Here is a 19,022-nt window from a genome sequence, read left to right as displayed (position 1 = left end):
TCGTATCAACCCGGGGCTGAGGCGGCCTCAGTTATTAGCCTCGAGGGCGTCCAGGCGGTCCCGGTACGTCGCCGCCGTCTCGTCCGCCCCGGTGCGTTCACAGACCTGACTGAGTTCGTCGAGGGTCTCCCGCAGGTAGGGTGTCGCACCGATGGTCTCGTACTGGTCGACGGCGGCCTCGTAGGCGTCACGGGCCCGTTCGTGCTCGCCAGCGGCATCGAGCGCCCGGCCGTACCACCGTCTGACACGGGCCAGGCCGGGCGACCGGTCGAGCGACTCCAGCGTCTCGACGGCGTCGCCGAGTATCGCGGTCGCCTCGTCGGTGTCCCCACGGGCGAGCGCGAGCAGGCCGCGGTGTGACCGGACGAGTGCGCGGTCCCGCTCGTCACCGACATCGGCCGCGAGCTCGTTGCAGGCGTCGAGCAGCCGCATCGACTCGTCGAGCTCGCCGCGCTCCCGCCGGGTCGCCGCCAGTCCGCGCAGCGCGCGGTACTCGTGATACCGAAGGTCCTCGTCACGGGCGATCTCGAGCGCGCGATCGATATACCCTGCTGACTCGTCGAACTCGCCCCGCCAGCGGAGCACGTTCCCGAGCGCTCTGTTCGCGTTCGACTCCTGCTTCGCGACGCCGAGGAGCCGTGCCTCCTCGAGGGCACCGCGGAGCCGGCCGACGGCCTCGTCGAGGTCACCGCGGTCCCTGGCTGCGACGCCGAGATTGATGCTGGTACTGATGGCCCGCTGTCGCGCGCCGATCTCGTGTCGCTGTTGGTGGCTCGCCTCGAAGAACTCGACGGCCTTCTCGAGGTTCCCTCGCTCCCACTGGATGATTCCCAGATGGCTCAGGACCGACGCCTCGGTCTGCTTCACCGTCACCTCGTCGTAGATCGCGAGCGCGTCCCGCAGCCGCCGTTCGGCCTCGTCGATGTCGCCCTGGTACCACGCGATCAGTCCGAGGCTGTTCAGTACCGACGCCTCACCTTTCCGGTCGTCGACCTCGCGGACGAGCGCCAGCGACTGTTCGGCCAGCTCGCGCGAGCGGTCGAACTCGCCCCTGTGCTCGGCGATGATGCTCCGGACCTCCAGACTCCGGGCCCGCAGCAGCGTTCCCTTCCGCTGCGGTTCGAGCGCCTCCCCGATCTCGTCGACCCGTTCGCACTCCTGGCGGCCGGCGTCGAACTCGCTCGCGTCGACGTACATCTGCGCGCGCCCCACGAGCGCTTTGCGCCGACACAGCGTGGAACAGGAGTCGGGCAGCGTCAGTTCGGTGTACTTCGGATGCCCGTACAGCGAGGCGAGGCTGGGGGAGTCCCGGCCGAGGTCGTAGACGCGGTCGACGACCACGTCTCGCCAGTGGTCCGGGCTGTCGTCGAACGCGGCGACCGTGGGCGCGTCGCCCTGTCGGTAGCGGACGAGCTCGTCGCGCAGCTCGGGGTCGGTCACGAGCCGGAACAGCGGGTTGACGGCCGCGGCGAACAGGCGATGTGCGCTGGCGTCCTCGCGCTCCTCGACGAGACGCATGAGGAACCGGTGCGACCACTCGTCGTGGACCAGCTCCGTCCCGTTCTCGTCGGGGAACAGCACTCGACCCTCGAGTACGTCCACGGCGGTCTCGACGTCGTGGGCTCCGGGGCCGTCGTCCACGAGTGCGAGCGCGTCGAGCAGGTCACGGTCCACCGGGAGCCCGGTGGCGTTGAGCACGTTCACGAGCGTCGCGACGACGAGCACGTTCCGGTCGTCGGCCACCGCGTCGTAGACGTCACGGACGTTCCGCGACAGCGGACTCGCGGCCCGTCGGTCCCTGTCGAGGGAGATGTCCGCCGCGTTGCCGTATCGGTGGGCCAGCGTCAGCAGCTCCCCGGCACCCTCGCTCCCCGTGGCCTGGGGAGTCCCCCAGGAGTCGTCGGCGAGATCCTCGTCGGCGACGAACTCGTCGAACGGGGGGATCGGCCCGTCGACGATGGCCTCGACGTGCTGGTGGAGTCGCTCGCGTTCCTCGTCGTCCAGCCCGGGGATCGGAACGACGTCGACGCCCTCGCGTCGGAGCGACTCGCGCCGGGGGTCAATCGGCTCCGGCGGCGAGGCCCACTCTGACCGCCGGGCGTCGAACAGGAAGGCGACGTCGTCGGTGAGCTGCTCGACTGTCTCGAAGATGGCGTTGGCCGCCGGTCGGACGGCGTCTTCGACGACGACCAGCGGCGTTCCAGAAGCTGCATCGAGCGACGAGGCGAGCGTCAACGGGTCGTCGAGCACTGCGGCGCTGTCGCTCTCGCGGTAGCAGACCGGGCCGAGGCCACGGTCTCGCCAGCGACACGCGACGGCCTTGCAGACGGTGCTCTTGCCCGACCCCGGGGGGCCGACCAGCGCCAGGTTCCGGCCCGCCACCAGCGTGTCGACGAGGTCGACCGAGAACTCGCGTCGCTGGCCGTCGACGACGTGCTCGCGGTCGAGGGTCCGGCCCGCCGCGACGGCCGCGAGCGTCGGCGTCGTCCGAAGCATGGCCCCGGGGGACCATCCCCCCTCGTGTGCGAGCGTCCTTGCGTCAACGGGGACGAACCCCTGGCCCCGAAGCGTATCCATGGTGTCGTCGTCCCACGTCGGCACCTCCGGTACGGCCGCGACGATGGGGCTGACGACATCGGCCCGGTCGAACGACGGGACCCCGGTGGTGTCGAACACGGACGTCGTCCAGCTGGTCGCCCTGTCGGTCGCCGGGATGTCGGCGACGGCGTGGATGTTGCCGTCCCCGTCGTAGATCGCAACGAGTACGCGGCGGTCGTCGGGCGCGTCGACGAGGAAGACACCGAGTCGCGCAGGCACGTCGTCGCTGGTCTCGACCCGACAGTGCTCGGTGTCGGTCCGTCCGAAGACCGTCGGCGCGACCGACCGCATCGTCGCGTGTACGGCCTCGTCCACGGTGAGTGCGACGGCCCCACGGTCGTCCGCGAGGGATGCGAGCGCGCTGACGGTCCGGTCGTCGGTGACTGTCGGCCAGACTCCGCGGACGGCACTCGCCTCCTCGAACGCCGAGCGGAGCCGCCCCACCAGCTCGAACGGGTCGGCGTCGGAAACCGTCTCGACGGTCGCGTCGGCCAGTACCGCCGGGTCGAGGGGGGTGTCACCCGGCAGTGGGGACAGTGCGTCGGCGTGCGTCTGGACGGCGTCGAGGGCCGTGACCTGGTCGCGGTACTTCTGGAGGGCGAGCGAGCCCGTCGTCGTCCGGACGTAGCCGTCGTCCGCACGTTCGACCCACTCGGCGTCCTCGAGCTCGCGGAGGGCGCGGTTGACCGTCGAGCGGGACACGTCTAGCTCCTCGCAGAGGTCCCTGACGTGATGTCCGTCCCCCCCGAGGTGGCCCAGCACCTGCCGTCGTCGGTCGAGGAGCTCGACCGCCGAAGCGACGTCGTCGGGACTCATGTATCGTTCGAGGTGATTTGTCAGGGGTGTTATTAAAACTCACGTCGTGGGACACTGTGTCGGTCGATGAGTTGAGTGTGCCTGCACACGTCCACCAGAGTGGGATCAGTGGGACTACGGTCACGTCGACGTGATGGGGGATACGGAGGGTCGAGACGTTCGACCCGAACCACGTCGGTGCCCGGGGGGACGCCGACGTGGCTGTCCGCCACTGATCCTGGCTCGCTGCCGGGTCCTTGCCCGGGACCTCGGCGGCATCGCCGACGATGTGGGTTCGTGCCTGCCCACCGCCGTCGGCCGCACGGTTTCGGACGCCACCGGCCCCTTGCCCAGGCCGCCGGTGGCCTTGACGACGGGCGGAGCTCGTGCCCACCTCCGCCCGTCCACCGAATCTTTCTGTCCCCGCGACGACTCGGCCCGCCGAGCGTGACGGAGCGCACCGCCCGTCTGGGCGATCTCCGGCGCTACTGGCCGTAGGACTCGAACTTCTCCTCGACGACGGCGAGCTGGTCGTCGGAGAGGGTCCGTGGCTCGCCGTTCTGTTTCGCCTGCAGGTACACCTGCGAGAGGTTCTCGACGTGGCCGGTGTTCTCGACGGCCGTCGGGAGGTCCTCGCCGGTGACGACGAGCCCGTGGTTCTCGATGAAGCAGGCCCGCGAGTCCGCCTCGTCCATGGCGTCGACGATGTTCCGCGCGAGCTCCTCGGTGCCGTACGGCGCGTACTCCGCGACCGGCACCTCACGGCCGACCGCGACGACCATGTAGTGCACCGGCGGCAGCGGCTCGTGCAACACCGACATCGTCGTCGACCACGTCGAGTGCGTGTGCACGACCGCGCCGGTGTCGAGGAACCGGTAGAGGTGGCGGTGCATCGGCACCTCGCTCGACGGTTTCATCTCGCCGGCGAGCTGCTCGCCCGTGAGGTCGACGACCGGCACGTCGTCCGCGTCGAAGCCGTCGTAGGGGACGCCGGTGGGCGTCACCGCGAACGCGTCGCCCTCGCGCACGCTCAGGTTGCCGGTCCGGCCCGGCGTGAGGTCCGCGAGTTCCGGTGCCCAGTCGACGACCGCCCGGCGCTGTGGTTCGTGGCTCATGCCGCGACCACCCCGGTGATGTCGGTGAAGGCGTCGACGTGGTGGTCGGGTCGTCGCCGGCTCTCCAGCTCCGTCTCGTCGGAGTTGAACAGCACCGTCGTCAGCCCGACCGCGTTGCCACCCTCGATGTCCGCCGTCACGGAGTCGCCGACCATCACGACCTCGCTCGGGCGCAGGTCGAGCTGCGAGAGCGGCAGCGTGAACATGATCGACGCCGGCTTCTCCGAGCCGGCCTCCTCGCTGGTGACGACGAGGTCGATGCTCCCCTCGATGCCGAGGTGTTCGATCTTCTTGAGCTGGATACGGGTCGTGAGGTTGCTCACGATGGCGATGTCCAGCCCCGCCTCGCCGATGGCGTCGAACGTCTCGACGACCCCGTCGAACAGCTCCATCTCGTCGATGTACGCCTCCCAGTACGCCTCGCCGAGTTCGAGCGCGTGCCGGGACTTGTGCGTGCCCGTGTGGATCTCGATGAGCCGCTTGAAGTAGAGGAAGCGCTCGTGGGCCGACGCGGTGCCGGCCAGCTCGCGTTTCACCTCGCTCCGGGCCTCCTGGTAGCGGGCCTCGAACGCCTCGCGGTCGAGGTCGTAGCCGAGGTCCGTCGCGCGACGCCGGGCCGCCCGCTTGCCAGCCTCGTTGCAGGGCTGGTACGGGTACAGCGTGTTGTCGAGGTCGAAGAAGACCGCACTGTAATCCATGGTACCCCGTACCGTCGGGTCGGTGGTACATTAGGGTGTCCTTCCTCAGACCCCGACACCGGCCACGACGGCGTACAGCCAGAGCGCGTAGAAGAAGCCGTAGAACCCCGAGATGCCGGGGACCGCGGTCGCGAGTCGCACCGGGACGGCGACGAGCAGACCGAACGGACGGGCGAGCAGGGGGAGCGCCCGGGCCGTCTCGACCAGTGACTCCGTGTCGGTGTGACTCGGGAACGCGGTGAGCGCGAGGGTACCACCGACCCACGCCAGCAGGGGCCACACCGGCGTCCCGGCCAGTGCGACAGCCCCGCCGAACGCGGCGAGCGCGAGCCCCGTGTTGACGACCAGCGGTGCGAGCGCGACTACGGCGTCGGCGGGGAACGACTCGATCGGCTCGTGGTCGACGTACGCGTCGCTCGCCAGCGGGTTCAGGTAGGCGCTCCCGTGGACGGGCACCCCGAGCAGCCGGCAGGCGAGCTCGTGCGCGAACTCGTGGGCGGCGATGCCGGGCGCGAGGAGGGCGGTCACGACCAGGTTGGCTCCGGCGGCGACGTGGGACACGGTCCTCGCTCGGGCAGTGGAGCCGGCGGCCGAAAACGGTTCCCCTCTTCGATGCGCCGACGGACGGGAGTCTCGCCGTAGTCCGGGGAGTTACGGTCGTCGCCGTGGACGGTGGACCATGGACCTCGACGTACATCTCGGGACGGACGAGCGCGACTGGGAACCCACGGCCGACGGCACGCTCCGGATGGCCATCGTCGGCCTCGGCTGGTGGTCTCGCGAGCGTGTCCTGCCGGCGCTCGCGGACCTGGAGAACTGCCGGGCCACCGTCGGCGTCAGCGGCTCGGCGGCCAAGCGAGAGCGCGTCGTCGCCGACTGGGCGTCGGTCGAACACGGCCTCTCCTACGACGAGTTCGCTGCGGGCGAGGCGGTCGACGCCTACGACGCGGTGTACGTCTGCACGCCGAACGCGCTGCATCTCCCACACGTCGAGACCGCCGCCGGGTTCGGGAAGGCGGTGCTCTGCGAGAAGCCGATGGAGGCCACGGTCGAGCGCGCGGAGCGCCTCGTCTCAGCCTGCGAGGACGCCGACGTGCCGCTGATGGTGGGCTACCGGATGCAGACCGACCGGGCGTGCCGGGCGGTCAGACGCATCGTCCGCGAGGGTGTCGTCGGCGACCCCGTGCAGGTTCACGGCCACATGTCCCAGCCCATCGCGGAGATGTTCGACGACCCGTCGCACTGGCGGCTGGAGCCCGACCTCGCGGGCCCGGGCGCGTCGGTCACCGATCTGGGCGTCTACCCCATCAACACCACCCGGTTCGTGCTCGATGCGGACCCCGTGGCCGTGAGCGCGTCGACCTGGTCCGGTGGGGGCGAGTGGTTCGACCGCGTGCCCGACGAGCGTGCGAGCTTCCAGCTTTCGTTCCCCGACGGCGTCACCGCGCTCTGCTCCGTCTCCCAGAACGCCTACCACACGGCCGAGTTCCGGGTGGTCGGCACCGAGGGCGAGGTGCGGATGCGGCCGGGGTTCTTCGGCGACCGGGAGAACGAGCTGCTGGTCGCCACCACCGAGGGCGAGACCACCGTGACGTACGAGCCCGCGGACCAGATGCGGGAGATATTCTGCTTCTTCGCGGACCGCGTGCTGGGCGGGAAGACGATCCCGGCGGACGGGGAACACGGCCTCGTCGACATGCGCGCGGTCGAGGCGGTGTATGCGGCCGCCGAGGACGCCACGCGCCATCAGCTCTGAGACGCGTCCCGGCGCTGGAGCGGGCCGTACCTAACCTGTAGCGGTGTACGCCGAAGTGGGGAGGCAGTGTACGGTGTATCGTGCCCTGGGGAACCTCGCCATCGCGCGGCCGCCGTGGACGACCGGCGGGGACGCCTATCGTAGCCGACCGCCGACCGTCCACTCGGCCCCGGTGGCGAAAACCACGGACTGCGCCGGGGTCGTTGCGACCAGTCTGTTTCCTACTATCGTAGTACTACAGTGGAAACTATTAAGATAGTATACTCCGTAGCTGGCGGTACACGAGCATCCGAGCCGCTCGATGGTTCACCCATGACCGGACCGAAACAGACGCTGCAGACGACCGAGAGTCGAGCGCCGTCGCGCGGACGGCGGCGTACCAGAGCGGACGAGCAGCGGGACGACACCGAGCGCACCCAGGACGAGCGCGAGGTCTGCCCCGAGTGCGGCACCGACGCCATCACCGACGACGAGCACGGCGAGACGGTCTGTGGCGACTGCGGGATGGTCCTCGAGGAGGACCTCGTCGACCACGGCCCCGAGTGGCGCGCGTTCGACAGCCGGGAGAAGAACGAGAAGTCGCGCGTCGGCGCACCGACGACGCAGATGCTCCACGACAAGGGGCTCTCGTCGGTCATCGACTGGCAGAACAAGGACGCCTACGGCTCCGCCCTCTCCCCGCGCAAGCGCCAGAAGATGCAACGCCTGCGCACCTGGGACGAGCGCTTCCGCGCCCAGAGCGCCCGCGACCGCAACCTCAAGCAGGCCCTCGGCGAGATAACCCGGATGGCCAGCGCGCTCGACCTCCCCGACAACGTCCAGGAGACCGCGTCGGTCGTCTACCGCCGTGCGCTGGAGGACGACCTGCTCCCGGGCCGGTCCATCGAGGCGATGGCGACGGCGTCGCTGTACGCCGCCGCCCGGCAGGCGAACGTCCCCCGGAGCCTCGACGAGTTCGCGCCGGTCAGCCGCGTCGACCGCCGGGAGTTCGCCCGCGCGTACCGGTACATCGTCAAGGAGCTCGACCTCGCGCTCGAACCCGCGGACCCCCTCGACTACCTCCCGCGGTTCTGCTCCGAGCTCGCGGTCCCGAACGAGCTGAAACACCGTGCCGAGGAGCTGCTGGAGGCGGGCAAGCGCCAGAGCGTCCACAGCGGCAAGTCGCCGGTCGGCCTCGCGGCGGCGGCCATCTACGCCGCGTCGCTGCTGACCGACGAGAAGCTCACCCAGCGCGAGATCGGCGAGGCAGCCGACGTGAGCGAGGTCACCATCCGGAACCGCTACAAGGAGCTGCTCCAGGCGGACGAGGAGTTCCAGCAGACGCCGCAGGCGACGGCCTGATGGTCCCGCCCCGACCCGTCCACCCCGGCGGGCGGATCGACCACCGGACAGTGCGAACGACTAAACGAGTCCCAGCCTAACCAGAGCCAACGACCTGACCGAGCATGACAGACACCGACGCGGGGGCGACCGACGACATCGTCGCGGAGACGGTCGAACTCCTCAAATCGTTCGAACTGACCGAGTACGAGGCGAAGTGCTTCGTCGCGCTCGCCCGCATCGGACAGGGGACCGCGAAGGAGGCCAGCGAGGTCGCCGATGTCCCACAGGCACGGGTGTACGACTGCATGGAGACCCTGCAGGACCGCGGTCTCGTCGACGTGCAGCAGTCCAAGCCGCGCCAGTACCGCGGCAGCGACTCCGACGACGCCCTCGACACCATCGAGCGGCGCGTCGACCGGAAGCTCGAACGCCTCGGCGAGCTCCTCCCCCAGCTCCGTGAGGGGGAGCGCGGCGACGAGGGCGGCGAGATCTGGGTCACCGACGGGAGCGACGAGGTCGCCGAACGGATGGCCACGCTCGTCGGCGCAGCAGACGACGAGGTGATGCTCGCCGTCGCCGCCCCCGACCTCCTCACAGACGACCTGCTCGACGCACTCGTCCTGGCGGACGAGGCCGGCGTCGACGTGACCGTCGGTTCACCCGACGGGTCCATCCGCCAGCGTGTCGCCGACCGCGTCGCGGGCGCGACCGTCGTCGAGACGTGGACCTGGTGGGAGACGGTCCCCATACGGGACGGTGCGGTGTCGAGTGTCCTGATGACCGACGGCGAGGCGTTGCTCGTCAGCGCCGACGCCGCGACGGAGCTCCCGAGCGTCCGCACCCACCGGGCCGTCTGGACCGACAGCGGCGAGGCACCGCTCGTCGGGATGATGCGCCCGCTGCTCGCGAACGCGATTCGCGGCGAGGTAGAAGGGACGGCGACGCTGTAGGAGGGCCCGCTGTCCCCGTCAGTTCCCGGCGACGGTGCGGAGATTTCTCACGAGGTCCGGCCGCTGTTCGACCAGCACGTTGAGTAGCTGTCCGGCCCGTTCGCGGTGGAAGTCCGCGGCGAGCGGCTCGGCCGCGTCCGCGTAGTGTCGCGCGACGCCGAACATGCCGCTCACGAGCAGCACCACGTCGGAGGCGTCGAAGCGGGCTGCGAACCGGTCGTGCGGGTGGGCGTCGAGGCGAGCCGTCAGCGATTCGACGCGCATGCGGACGGCGTCGACGACGCACGCGCCCGTCTCGGTGGTCTGGTCGGAGTCGTCGAGGTAGCCGAGCGCCGAGCGAGCCGCCCGGAGGAGCCGCCCGTCGACGTCGACGGTGACGGTCTCGCCGGTGAGCGGTCGGGGTTCGAGCGACGGTGAGAGCGTGGCCGGGTCGTCAACGCTGTGTGTGCGAGAGGCGGGTGCCATGGGTCGGACGACTCGTACTGGTGCCGGCGACAGCATATAACGGCCAGACCCTTGGGGTGAGTTCGGTTCGTTTCACGCGCCCGCCGGGAGAAACCACGTTTCATCGACGTCCCCGAACCCTTCACGGCCGGACGAGAACCGTCGAGAAGTTTCATCCGGCCCTCTCGGTCGGTCTCGACGGCAGCGCCCCGCGGCGGCGGCGGACCGACCCACAGCCGGTCCTTGGAGCCGCTCAGTCCCCGCTTGAACCGCGGCCGGACGATTCATGGTCGGCCCCAGACTCTGTACACTGGATGCGTCAGGAGTCCATCTTCACGACCGAGCCAGTCGAACCGGCCCGGCGCGACAGCGTCTTTGCCGCCGACCCGGACGCCACGCGAACCCGGGCAGAGACCGCGCGTGAGGGTGGCACCGACGTCGACCCGGTGCTGGACAACACAGCGCCGTTCGCCCGCCGGTTCGACGCCGCGACGAGCGTCCTCGAACTGGAGCCGACGACGCTCGACTTCGAGACGCCGACGGTCACACGGATGCGCGTCGAGTCGGCAGCCGGAGAGGCGACGGGCGAGCCCGAGGCGGTCGTCGAGGCCGCGCGGGAGTTCCTCGTCGACGTGGTGTGCGAGCCGTCGGCCTACCCACTCGAACTCTGAGGGGCCGACCGCCGGGGAGCGCCGGCTGGACTCACCGGTCCTCGTCGCGGAGCCGCTGCAGGACCGGTATCTCGCCGATCCGCTCCCCGGAGAGCGCCGCCCAGTCGAGCCCGGTCGGCCGCCGCCCCGCTCGCGACGGCCGGAACGTCCGCTCAGGCGTCACCACCAGGTCCATCGGCACGTCGTGGTCGTCGTGCGGTAACGGCTCCGGCCAGACCTGTCGCTCGTGGACGGTCGTCGCGACGGTCGTCTCGTCGTCGACACGGGCGAATTCGGACAGGACCGCGAACTCGAGGTCGCTGTAGCCCTCCCCTTTACCGATTCGCGCGCCGTCCTCGGAGATGGCCACGCTCCCGCTGACGACGAGATCGACGTGTGGCACGTCCTCGGGGCCGACAGCGACGCCGGCGTCGGCCAGCCCGCCGACGGTCGTCGCGGCGTCGATGTCCGCGACTGTATCGGGGTCGAGCTCGACGAAGCACCGTTCGTCGCGGAGCCGCGGGACCGCGACGTAGAGCGTCTTGCCCGCCCGGAGTGCGGCGCGCCTGACCGGCAACTGCGGCGCGTCGGGGTTCGCCTTCACCGTCTCGGCGGCCCGCCACTCGTCGGTCCCGGCCAGTCGGTCGGCCGCGGCGTCCGCCCCGGCGAAGTTCGGGATGCGGTCGTGTGGCGGGTACGGGAACCGTGCCGTCCCGCTCTCGTCGAGGTCGTTCCAGACCCGCTGGCGGATCGTCTCCTTGTCCATCGGGTCGGGGTTGGGGCCGGACGCGAAAAAAGCCGGAGGTGTCCGCGGGTGTGCTACTGGATTCCCCACCCGAGCGTGTACGTCCAGGGACCATCACCGGCGATACGCAACAGCGCGATGGTGAGCCCGAAGTCCACGGTGCTCCCGGACTGGAGCTCGATCGGGTCGCCGTTGCGGATCTCCCGCGAGGCGGGGACGGTGCGCTCGAACTCGGGGTCGTCGCCGTTCGTGAGCGTCGCGTTCTGGATGGGAAGGTAGAGCCGCGCCTCGGTGTACTCTCCTGCGGGAAGCGATGTCTGGAACAGGTCGACGCTCCCGCCCGCACCGAGGGATGTCAGGTCGACGTCCGTCGTGGTGACGTCCCGCCGGACCACCGTCCCGTCGGCCTGCACCAGTTCGAGGGCCTCGAACGTCGTCTGGAACGTCTGGAACTGGTCGATGTTCGACCGGCTGGAACGGACCGTCAACGAGACGTCGGCAGTCACGCTGCCGCCAACACCCGACGTCCCGGTGCCGCCGCTCGTGGTCGCCGGGTCGCCCCCGTCGGTCGTCTCGGTCTGGTCGGCGGTGGTTCCCCGGGACGGCGTCGACCCGTCGCCCCCGTCACCGCCGCCACCGCCCAGACAGCCGGCGACCGCCGAGGTCAGGCCGGCCGTCGCGAGCGTCGAGAGAACCCGACGTCGGTCACGCGGTCCCCTCGCCGTCATCGTCGCACCTCCGGCCGTGCCGACGGCGGGTTCTCGCACTGGGAGGGATGGGGCTTGTTCGACCGTGTGTCCACGTCTCGTCCTGCCGGGTCGCTCCGCACAGCGGATGGCATGGCACGAACAGTACACGACAGCAAGGAAACAGGTGGCGCTAGATGTTTCGTGCGCTACCCGAACCGGTGAGCCCGAGAAACAGCGGGAGATGCCCCGAGACCTGCCGAGACTCCTGTTCTAATGTGGACACGTCGTTCTGGAACGAGGTGAACTGACAAGGAACGCCTGCCGGGCCACTGGAGAACGAGCCGACGGGTCGGGACAGGAGGGCTGGTGGAGTGAGCGGGGGAACGAGGTGTGGGAATCGGGTGGTGTGGCGGGTGGAGGTGTGGGAATCGGGTGGTGTGGCGGGTGGAGGTGTGGAATCGGGTGGTGTGGTGGGTGGAGGTGTGGGGTGCCGTCGGGACCTCACGCGCCTGCAGGCTCGTCGGCGGGGCCGTGACCGTGGCCGACGACGAGCGCGAGCGCGTTCAGGACCAGCAGTACGAGGAACGCCCCTGCACCGTCCGCGCTTCCGAGCCCCGACGCGAGCAGCGGCAGGTGGACGAACGGGAGGACGACTGCGAGCCAGAAGCTGCCCTTTCGAACGGGAGCGAGCAGTGATTTCGTGTCGATGCGTGCGTCGTGGGTGTCGGGGAGTGCGGTGGACATCAGGGGCACCTCGTCGGCAACAACTCCTTGGACGGACAGCCCCATATAACGGGCCGAGCGTTCGGTTAATTTCGGAGTGTTTTACCACCTGTTAATTCGTTTCGACGCACTTCGAAACCTTTCGAGAGACGGTTAGAAGTTTCACAAGCGTATTTCAACCGGTTAACGCGATTCCGCCGCTCGATTACATACGATTGTTTACACCGACTCCAGTGCCGGCCTGTCGGTCTCGAACGGGTCGTTCGAACGGCGGTGAACGGTCGCGCGCACCACGAACGGTTTACCGGGGGTTCCGAATTTATACGTCCGGCCGCGCAACCGTCGAGCATGGAACTGGACTACGTTCCGCTCGGACGGACGGGCACGATGGTCAGCGAACTCGCGATGGGCACCTGGCGCTTCGGCCGCGAGACGGATTCCGGCGTCGAGATCGGCGAGAACCGCGCCTACGACCTCCTCGACGCCTACGAGTCACACGGCGGACGCTTCATCGACACTGCGGACATCTACGGCGGCGGCGACAGCGAGACCTGGATCGGCAACTGGCTCGCCGACCGCGACCGCGAGGACTACGTCATCGCCTCGAAGATCTACTGGCCGACACGCGAGCACGACCCGAACGGCCGTGGCCTCTCGCGAAAACACCTCCGCCGACAGATCGACCTGATGCTCGACCGCCTCGGCACCGACTACATCGACCTGCTGTACATCCACCGCTGGGACGACGACACGCCGGCAGCGGAGTTCATGCGCACGCTCAACCGGTTCGTCGAGGACGGCAAGGTGAACTACCTCGGTGCGTCGACGATGTACCCCAACGCATGGAAGGTCGCGAAGGCGAACGAGCTCGCCGAACGCAAGGGCTACGAGCCGTTCACCGTCACACAGCCGCGGTACAACCTCGCCGACCGGGAGGTCGAGGCGAACTACCTCGACATGTGCGCCGACTACGACCTCGGCCTCTGTCCGTGGAGCCCGCTCGCACAGGGCTTCCTCACCGGAAAGTACAGCCGCGAGGACCAGAACCCGGCGGACTCGAAGGTCGCCACCGAGGACCGCTTCCGCGAGAACTACCTCACCGACGAGAACTTCGACCTACTCGACGAACTCCAGGCCGTCGCGGACGAGGTCGGCGCGTCGCCCGCCCAGACGGCCATCGCGTGGCTCCAGCACCACGACCGCGTCAGCGTCCCGCTGCTCGGTGCACGCACCGTCGAACAGCTCGAGGAGAACCTCGGCGCGGCGACGGTCGACCTCAGCCAGGAGCAGTTCGAACGGCTCGCCGACGCGAAGGAGCAGCCACTCGGCCACATCTGAACCGGCGACACGGGGCCGCCAGGGTTATATACCGTTTCCTGTTCGGTACCAGTAGTATTCCCCGATGGAGCCCGAGCCACCGGTCCGAATCGTCTGGGTCGTCGCCGGCGACGAGTCAGGACCGCCCGACCCGGCCGCCATCGACGTTGTTGACGAGGTACTCTCCGGTTCTGCGGCGAAGGGCCACGTCACCCAGCTCGACGACCTGACGACGACATGCTTCGTCGCGGTGGGGCAACCGGGGCTCGACTGGTTCGAGCGGTGTGCGGAGCAGCTGGTGTCACCGCCGCCGTCACTGCTCGTCGTCGACGACGCATCCACCGCCGAGGCGGCGACCGGTTCGGGCCCCGTGGACGAGGTCGTCTGGAGGGACGCGCTGGCGGACCCGGTCCGGTTCACACTGCGCGCCCGACGAACCGTCGCCGGGTCACGAGCGCCCGCCGACCCCCCGGTCTTCGACTTCGAACCGCTGGTCGAGCACGCACAGGACCTCATCACCGTCGTGGACCCCGACGGCCGAATCCGCTACGCGAACCCCGCCGTCGAGGACATCCTCGGCTACGACCGCGACGAGTTCGTGGGCACGCCCGTCTTCGAGTACGTCCACCCCGACGACAGACGCGAGGTCGCCGCGGAGACGAAGGCCGTCCTCGACAGCGCGGAGACGCTGGTCAACACGAACGTTTACCGGGCCCGCCACGCCGACGGCTCCTGGCGCTGGCTCGAATCGGTCAGCCAGAGCGAGGACCTCACCGCACCGGTCGACGGCTACGTGGTCTCCTCGCGCGACGTGACCGAGCGGGTCGAACGGGAGTCCCGCCTCCAGCGCGAGCGCGAGACCACCGAGAACGTGCTCGAATCCCTCGAGGACGTGTACTTCGTCCTCGACCGGGACGGCCACCTGCAGCGCTGGAACTCCACCGTCGAGACGGTGCTCGACAGGACGGCAAGCGAGCTGGACGGACTCGACGTGCGCGCGGTGTTCGTCGACGCCGACCGGTCCCGACTCGACGAGCACCTCGCGGCGGTCATCGAGGGCGAGTCCCGGACCATCCAGCTCGACGTCCGCACGGCCGACGGCGAGCGGCGGCCGTACGAGTTCAAGACGAGTCCGTTCGTGGTCGAGGGCGAGATCGCCGGCGTCTGTGGCATCGGGCGCGACGTGACCGAGCGCGAGGCGCGCGCCGACCGGCTCCGGCGCACGGAGCGTCGATTCCAGGCGGTCTTCGACGACCCGATGTCGTTCCTCGGCATCCTCGACACCGACGGCCGGCTGCTGGACGTGAACGAACGTGCCTGCGAGTTCGCTGGCGTCATCGCCGACGATGTGACCGGTCGCCGCTTCTGGCGGCTACCATGGTGGGAGCACTCCGACGCCGAACAGGACCGCGTCCGCTCGGCCATCGAGCGCGCGGCCGACGGCGAGTTCGTCCGGTTCAAGACGACGAACGTCGGTCCCGACGGGGAACTCGCCCACCTCGACACCTCGCTCCGGCCGGTCGTCCGCGACGACGGCACCGTGGCCTCCATCATCGCCGAGGGCATCGACATCAGCGAGGAGGTGACGGCCAACCGGGAGCGAGAACTGCTCCTCGACGCCATCCAGTCTGCCGCCCGTGCACCGGATCTCGAGGCCGCGCTGACCGAGACGCTGCGGACGGTCGTGGCGAACACGAACGTTGTCTACGGGGAGGCGTGGCTCCCCGATGGTGGCGAGTTACAGCTCCAGAACGCGTGGTGGACCGACGAGCCCGAACTCGAATCGTTCGGCCGCCACAGCGAGGGATTACGGTTCGGCAAGGGCGAGGGCCTCCCGGGTCGGGTCTGGGAGTCTGGCGACCACGAATGGGTGTTGAACCTCGACGAGCGCACGGAGGCTTCGCTCCCCCGGATCGAGGAGATCGTCCACGCCGGCCTCGCGAGCGCCGTCGGAGTCCCCGTCCTCGGGACCGACGGGAGCGTCCTGACCGTGCTCGTCTTCCTGACCGACACGAGCCGGGGGCGCGACGACCGGTTCCTCGAGCTGGTCGACACCATCACGGCCCACCTCGGGGCCATCCTCCAGCGGAAGGTCGTCGAGGACGAGCTGGCCGCGGAGCGGGAGCGCCAGCAGCGGCTTCTTGAGACCAGCCCGGTCGGAATCCTCGTCGTCGGGGGCGACGGCGCGCTCGAACAGGAGAACCAGCGGGCTCGCGAAATCTTCGGCGTCGAAGACGCGGAGACGGTCGCGGACGCCTACGAGCGCGAACCGTGGCGTATGACCCCCACCACGGACGACGGGCAGGAACTGGGCACCGGCTTGTTCCAGGGAGTCGCTGAGACCGGGACGTCGATGCGAAACGCGGTGTACGTGGTGGACCGCGCCGACGGCGAGCGGCTCTGGCTGCTGGTCAACGCCGCACCCGTCGGTGGTGAGAAGGGCGAGGTCATCGTCTCCTTCTCGGACATCACCGAACAGAAACGACACGAGCAGGCGTTCCAGAACCAGGCGGAACGGGTGAGTGTGCTGAACCGCGTCCTCCGGCACGACCTCCGGTCACATCTGACCGTCGTGGGTGGGCTCCTCGACCGCATCAGCGAGCAGGCCGACGTTCCCGCAGCCTCGGTCGAGGCCATCCGGCAGTCGCTGGACGATTTGGAGGCGCTGAGCCAGCGTGCCAGACGCATCGAAGCCGCGTTCGAGTCAGAGACGCAGGCGACCGTCGACCTCGGCGCACTGGCCGAACGCGCCGTGGCCGACGCGGCCGGCGCCCACCCCCACGCAGCGGTGACGCTCACGGAGGCGAGCGGGGTGCCGGTGCTCGCACACGAACACGTCCGGCTCGTGCTCGACAACCTGCTCGAGAACGCCATCGTCCACCACGACGAACCGAATCCGTCGGTCGAGGTGTCGGTCACACGCCACGACGAGACGAGTGCGCGCCTCGTCGTCAGCGACGACGGACCGGGCATCCCCGAGTCGGAGATCCAACTCCGCGAGTCCCGCCTCGAGACCGCACTGGAGCACTCCGACGGGCTCGGACTGTGGATCGTCCGCTGGCTGGTCTCGAAGTCCGACGGCGAGCTCAGGCTGGAACGGACCGAGAACGGCTCGCGGGCCGTCGTGTTGCTCCCGGTCGCACCGGGGGCCGAGTGAACGGGACGGCGACAGCGACTACCGTGCCTTCGTCGCGAACTTCTCGCGGACCTTCTCGATCTTCGGGTCCGCGTGGAACGTACAGTAGCGGTCGTTCGGGTTCTTGTCGTAGTAGTCCTGATGGTGCTCCTCGGCCTCGTAGAACGTCTCCAGGTCGACGACCTCGGTCACCACGTCGTCGTCGTACTCGCTGTCGAGTTCTCCGACGAACGCCGCGGCGAACTCGCGCTGGTCGTCGTCGTGGGCGAGGATGATGGAGCGGTACTGCGTGCCCACGTCCGGCCCCTGCCGGTTGAGCTGGGTCGGGTCGTGGACCGTAAAGAACACCTTGAGCACGTCCTCGAAGCCCAGGACGTCCGTGTCGTACTCGAGCTGGACGACCTCCGCGTGCCCGGTCTCGCCGGAGCAGACCTGCTCGTACGTCGGGTCCTCGACGTGCCCACCTGCGTAGCCGGACGTGACCGACTCGATGCCGTCGAGCTCCTCGAACGCCGCCTCGATGCACCAGAAGCAGCCGCCGCCGAGCGTCGCTCGTGCTGTCGTCATAGCACGACGTACGACCGGGACGGGCAAAACCCCGTCGGAACCCTCAGTCGTCGGTGACTTCGAACGTCAGCTCCGACGTGTTCGCCTCGACGATCTCCCTGTCGTCGTTCCAGGCGTACGCGATGACGCCGACGGAGCGCTCCCCGGAGCTCTCGAAGCCACCCGTCCCTTCCGGCAGCTCGGTGACACCCTCCGAGAGCGCTCCCCGGAGCGAAGCGGCTCCCGTCTGCCCGACATCGACTGGAGCACGTCTCGGCGTTCGAGGCCGTCGGACTGCTCGGGCATTGGTTCGTACAGCACACCCAGGAATATTAACCTCTTTCTTCGTCAGAATATGTGTAGAATAAATGCCCTCCGCGGTCTGCGAGTTCCGACGCCGGGTTACGCCATCGCGTCCCTGTCGAGCGGATCCTCGATGTCGCCCATGACCGTCTCCAGCGCGTCCGTCGCGGTGATGAGCCCCTGGACCTCGCCTTCGGACATGGCGAGCGCGAGCTCCTGCCCTTCGGCCTGGAACTGGTCGATGACGTCGCTGACGCTCGTGTCGGCGGCGACGGTCATCGGCGGTGCAGCCACGTCCTCGAACTCCCACCCCCCGGCGCGGATCTCGTCGACGTGCTCCAGCAGCGACGGGACGTAGACGACGCCGCGGTAGTCGTCGAAGTCACTGCCGATGAGCGGGTAGCGCGTGTGCGGCGAGTCGTACACCTTCTCGAGGTTCTCCTCGACGGGGTCCTCCGTCGAGAGGACGACGGCGTCGTCGATGTCGACCATCACGTCGTCGACCATGATCTCGTCGACGGTCAGCGCGTTGATGACCTCCTCGTGACGCTCCTCGGAGAGGTCACCCTGTTCGAGCAGGAAGTTCAGCCGGTTCCGCAGCTGTGCACGGTTCTCGATGACGTCCTCTTCGGCCTCGAGCCACGCGCCGGTCATCTCGACACCGAACAGCTTCAGCGTCGCCTTCGCCACGGTGTCGCCGACGCTGATGATAGGCGAGATGACCCACGCGAACCAGTACAGCGGGCGCGCACCCCACTTGCAGACGAACTTCGTGCGCTCGACACCGAGGTACGTCGGCGTCTGCTCGCCGTGGGTGAGGTGGACGAGGTTGATGATGAGGAACGCGAGGAGTCCACCCGCTCCGATGGACGCCAGCGCCGTGTTGTGGAAGTACGGCTCGAAGATGGCCCCGAGAGCCGGTTCGGCGACGATACCGACCGCGATGCTCGACGCCGTGATACCGACCTGGCAGCTGGTCAGGTAGATCTCCAGGTCGTCGGTCATCTCCCAGGCGCGGCGGAGTGCCGGGGTGTCGAACTCCGATTCGGAGTACTGCCTGACGCGCGTCAGCGCGAACTCGATGGCGACGAAGAAGCCGTTCGCCAGGATGAGACCGAGACCCGCGAGTAGCCGGATGGCGATTTCCAGCGAGTTCATCTCGTGGTCGCCTTTCGACCAGCGGCAGAAAAATGGCCGGGATTAGTGCGTTGGGTCGGCCTCCACCGACGGCTTC

Annotated in this window: 16 protein-coding genes; 6 read left to right on the top strand and 10 right to left on the bottom strand. The window is 69.0% G+C overall.

The annotated features are described in order from the left end of the window. Positions 1 to 27: 27 nt before the first annotated feature. The 4 genes from NOW55_RS02890 to NOW55_RS02875 all read right to left on the bottom strand — a co-directional run bounded on the left by NOW55_RS02890 (position 28) and on the right by NOW55_RS02875 (position 5,767). Positions 28 to 3,414, bottom strand: coding sequence for a tetratricopeptide repeat protein (locus tag NOW55_RS02890; protein ID WP_256398557.1), 3,387 nt, complete (start codon positions 3,412 to 3,414; stop codon positions 28 to 30). A gap of 464 nt (positions 3,415 to 3,878) precedes the next feature. Further along, on the bottom strand, positions 3,879 to 4,508 hold the full coding sequence (locus NOW55_RS02885; protein WP_256398555.1) for a ribulose-1-phosphate aldolase: 630 nt from the start codon (positions 4,506 to 4,508) through the stop codon (positions 3,879 to 3,881). Then, positions 4,505 to 5,206: a ribulose-1,5-bisphosphate 5-phosphatase gene (locus NOW55_RS02880; RefSeq protein ID WP_256398553.1), complete on the bottom strand. Its 702-nt coding sequence runs from the start codon at positions 5,204 to 5,206 to the stop codon at positions 4,505 to 4,507. The genes NOW55_RS02885 and NOW55_RS02880 overlap by 4 nt, the downstream gene beginning before the upstream one ends. Positions 5,207 to 5,251: 45 nt before the next feature. After that, positions 5,252 to 5,767 carry a hypothetical protein gene (locus NOW55_RS02875; RefSeq protein WP_256398552.1) on the bottom strand — a complete coding sequence of 172 codons (516 nt, stop codon included), beginning with the start codon at positions 5,765 to 5,767 and terminating at the stop codon, positions 5,252 to 5,254. A gap of 118 nt (positions 5,768 to 5,885) precedes the next feature. Between NOW55_RS02875 and gfo6 the strand changes: the two genes are divergently transcribed. The 3 genes from gfo6 (at position 5,886) to NOW55_RS02860 (ending at position 9,235) form a co-directional block, all read left to right on the top strand. Beyond that, positions 5,886 to 6,962: a D-xylose 1-dehydrogenase Gfo6 gene (gfo6, locus tag NOW55_RS02870; RefSeq protein ID WP_256398551.1), complete on the top strand. Its 1,077-nt coding sequence runs from the start codon at positions 5,886 to 5,888 to the stop codon at positions 6,960 to 6,962. Between the two features lie 312 nt (positions 6,963 to 7,274). Continuing rightward, positions 7,275 to 8,303, top strand: coding sequence for a transcription initiation factor IIB (locus NOW55_RS02865; protein WP_256398550.1), 1,029 nt, complete (start codon positions 7,275 to 7,277; stop codon positions 8,301 to 8,303). Between the two features lie 104 nt (positions 8,304 to 8,407). Then, a complete protein-coding gene (locus tag NOW55_RS02860; RefSeq protein WP_256398549.1) occupies positions 8,408 to 9,235 on the top strand; it encodes a TrmB family transcriptional regulator in 828 nt (275 codons plus the stop codon). A gap of 18 nt (positions 9,236 to 9,253) precedes the next feature. Here NOW55_RS02860 and NOW55_RS02855 read toward each other — a convergent pair whose 3' ends face one another. Continuing rightward, positions 9,254 to 9,700 (bottom strand): hypothetical protein, encoded by a 447-nt coding sequence (locus tag NOW55_RS02855; protein ID WP_256398548.1) that lies wholly within the window; start codon positions 9,698 to 9,700, stop codon positions 9,254 to 9,256. Positions 9,701 to 9,993: 293 nt separating this feature from the next. Between NOW55_RS02855 and NOW55_RS02850 the strand changes: the two genes are divergently transcribed. Next, the gene (locus NOW55_RS02850) at positions 9,994 to 10,350 is read left to right on the top strand and encodes a hypothetical protein (RefSeq protein ID WP_256398547.1); all 357 of its coding nucleotides are present in this window, start codon (positions 9,994 to 9,996) and stop codon (positions 10,348 to 10,350) included. Between the two features lie 31 nt (positions 10,351 to 10,381). Here the strand turns inward: NOW55_RS02850 and NOW55_RS02845 are convergent, their stop codons facing one another. The 3 genes from NOW55_RS02845 to NOW55_RS02835 all read right to left on the bottom strand — a co-directional run bounded on the left by NOW55_RS02845 (position 10,382) and on the right by NOW55_RS02835 (position 12,507). After that, positions 10,382 to 11,095 carry a 5-formyltetrahydrofolate cyclo-ligase gene (locus NOW55_RS02845; RefSeq protein WP_256398546.1) on the bottom strand — a complete coding sequence of 238 codons (714 nt, stop codon included), beginning with the start codon at positions 11,093 to 11,095 and terminating at the stop codon, positions 10,382 to 10,384. Positions 11,096 to 11,148: 53 nt separating this feature from the next. Then, entirely contained in the window at positions 11,149 to 11,802 is a 654-nt protein-coding gene (locus NOW55_RS02840; protein WP_256398545.1) for a DUF4382 domain-containing protein, read from the bottom strand. A gap of 462 nt (positions 11,803 to 12,264) precedes the next feature. Beyond that, the gene (locus NOW55_RS02835; RefSeq protein ID WP_256398544.1) at positions 12,265 to 12,507 is read right to left on the bottom strand and encodes a DUF8028 family protein; all 243 of its coding nucleotides are present in this window, start codon (positions 12,505 to 12,507) and stop codon (positions 12,265 to 12,267) included. Positions 12,508 to 12,834: 327 nt separating this feature from the next. Here NOW55_RS02835 and NOW55_RS02830 point away from each other — a divergent pair, with 327 nt between their 5' ends. Beyond that, on the top strand, positions 12,835 to 13,824 hold the full coding sequence (locus NOW55_RS02830) for an aldo/keto reductase (RefSeq protein WP_256398543.1): 990 nt from the start codon (positions 12,835 to 12,837) through the stop codon (positions 13,822 to 13,824). A 64-nt stretch (positions 13,825 to 13,888) separates the two neighbouring features. Next, entirely contained in the window at positions 13,889 to 16,960 is a 3,072-nt protein-coding gene (locus NOW55_RS02825) for a PAS domain S-box protein (RefSeq protein ID WP_256398542.1), read from the top strand. 18 nt (positions 16,961 to 16,978) lie between these two features. On the opposite strand, the gene msrA is transcribed toward NOW55_RS02825, so the two are convergent. Both msrA and NOW55_RS02815 read right to left on the bottom strand, forming a co-directional pair. Then, positions 16,979 to 17,506, bottom strand: coding sequence for a peptide-methionine (S)-S-oxide reductase MsrA (msrA, locus tag NOW55_RS02820; protein WP_256398541.1), 528 nt, complete (start codon positions 17,504 to 17,506; stop codon positions 16,979 to 16,981). A gap of 381 nt (positions 17,507 to 17,887) precedes the next feature. After that, positions 17,888 to 18,946: a CNNM domain-containing protein gene (locus NOW55_RS02815; RefSeq protein WP_256398540.1), complete on the bottom strand. Its 1,059-nt coding sequence runs from the start codon at positions 18,944 to 18,946 to the stop codon at positions 17,888 to 17,890. Positions 18,947 to 19,022 lie beyond the last annotated feature (76 nt).

This window comes from Haloarchaeobius litoreus (assembly GCF_024495425.1).
Lineage (GTDB): Archaea > Halobacteriota > Halobacteria > Halobacteriales > Natrialbaceae > Haloarchaeobius > Haloarchaeobius litoreus.
Note: the sequence above shows the minus strand (reverse complement) of the source record. Positions and strands in the feature narration are given on the sequence as shown.

Bases quoted from the DNA above. Each gene is read 5' to 3' on its own strand.
- NOW55_RS02890 (WP_256398557.1), bottom strand. From the start codon at position 3,414: ATGAGTCCCGACGACGTCGCTTCGGCGGTCGAGCTCCTCGACCGACGA.
- NOW55_RS02850 (WP_256398547.1), top strand. From the start codon at position 9,994: ATGCGTCAGGAGTCCATCTTCACGACCGAGCCAGTCGAACCGGCCCGG.
- NOW55_RS02880 (WP_256398553.1), bottom strand. From the start codon at position 5,206: ATGGATTACAGTGCGGTCTTCTTCGACCTCGACAACACGCTGTACCCG.
- NOW55_RS02830 (WP_256398543.1), top strand. From the start codon at position 12,835: ATGGAACTGGACTACGTTCCGCTCGGACGGACGGGCACGATGGTCAGC.
- gfo6 (WP_256398551.1), top strand. From the start codon at position 5,886: ATGGACCTCGACGTACATCTCGGGACGGACGAGCGCGACTGGGAACCC.
- NOW55_RS02865 (WP_256398550.1), top strand. From the start codon at position 7,275: ATGACCGGACCGAAACAGACGCTGCAGACGACCGAGAGTCGAGCGCCG.
- NOW55_RS02855 (WP_256398548.1), bottom strand. From the start codon at position 9,700: ATGGCACCCGCCTCTCGCACACACAGCGTTGACGACCCGGCCACGCTC.
- NOW55_RS02840 (WP_256398545.1), bottom strand. From the start codon at position 11,802: ATGACGGCGAGGGGACCGCGTGACCGACGTCGGGTTCTCTCGACGCTC.
- NOW55_RS02860 (WP_256398549.1), top strand. From the start codon at position 8,408: ATGACAGACACCGACGCGGGGGCGACCGACGACATCGTCGCGGAGACG.
- NOW55_RS02885 (WP_256398555.1), bottom strand. From the start codon at position 4,508: ATGAGCCACGAACCACAGCGCCGGGCGGTCGTCGACTGGGCACCGGAA.
- NOW55_RS02825 (WP_256398542.1), top strand. From the start codon at position 13,889: ATGGAGCCCGAGCCACCGGTCCGAATCGTCTGGGTCGTCGCCGGCGAC.
- NOW55_RS02845 (WP_256398546.1), bottom strand. From the start codon at position 11,095: ATGGACAAGGAGACGATCCGCCAGCGGGTCTGGAACGACCTCGACGAG.
- NOW55_RS02815 (WP_256398540.1), bottom strand. From the start codon at position 18,946: ATGAACTCGCTGGAAATCGCCATCCGGCTACTCGCGGGTCTCGGTCTC.
- msrA (WP_256398541.1), bottom strand. From the start codon at position 17,506: ATGACGACAGCACGAGCGACGCTCGGCGGCGGCTGCTTCTGGTGCATC.
- NOW55_RS02835 (WP_256398544.1), bottom strand. From the start codon at position 12,507: ATGTCCACCGCACTCCCCGACACCCACGACGCACGCATCGACACGAAA.